This is a genomic window from Oleiphilus sp. HI0132, from assembly GCF_001635845.1.
Genome location: NZ_LWGJ01001705.1, coordinates 1 through 516, shown reverse-complemented (window position 1 = coordinate 516; position 516 = coordinate 1). Strand labels below are relative to the sequence as shown.

Sequence of the window (516 nt, the reverse complement as noted above, 5' to 3'; positions counted from 1 at the left end):
ATCTATCAAGCCCTGGTCTTTAATTTCGATGACGCGTGTTGCCAGTGATGAGACAAACTCTCGGTCGTGGCTAACAAAAATCAAAGTGCCATCAAAGTTTTTAAGCGCTTCGTTCAGAGCTTCAATGGCTTCCATATCCATGTGGTTGGTCGGCTCATCCATAATCAGAATATTTAGGTCCTGCATCATTAACTTGCCAAACAACAAGCGGTTTTTCTCACCACCTGAGCAGACTTTGGCTTTCTTGTTAACGTCATCTTCGGTAAAGAGCATTCGACCTAACATACCGCGAACCATTAAATCGTTATGCTTTGCAGTACGCCACTGAGACATCCAGTCAAAGAGGTTTAGGTCACTGTCGAAATCTTTCGTGCTGTCCTGCGGGCAGTAGCCTAATACGGCATTTTCAGCCCACTTTACTTCACCCGTATTGGCTTGAATCTCATTCATCAAACAACGTAAGAAAGTTGACTTCCCCACCCCGTTCTCACCAATCACCGCAAGCTTTGCGCCCGC

The 516-nt window shown here is 45.7% G+C and carries 1 protein-coding gene; it reads right to left on the bottom strand.

Annotation, left to right across the window (positions count from 1 at the left end; translation table 11 throughout):
* A partial coding sequence (locus A3766_RS26165; protein ID WP_156509156.1) for an ATP-binding cassette domain-containing protein occupies window positions 1-516 on the bottom strand: 516 nt, incomplete at both ends.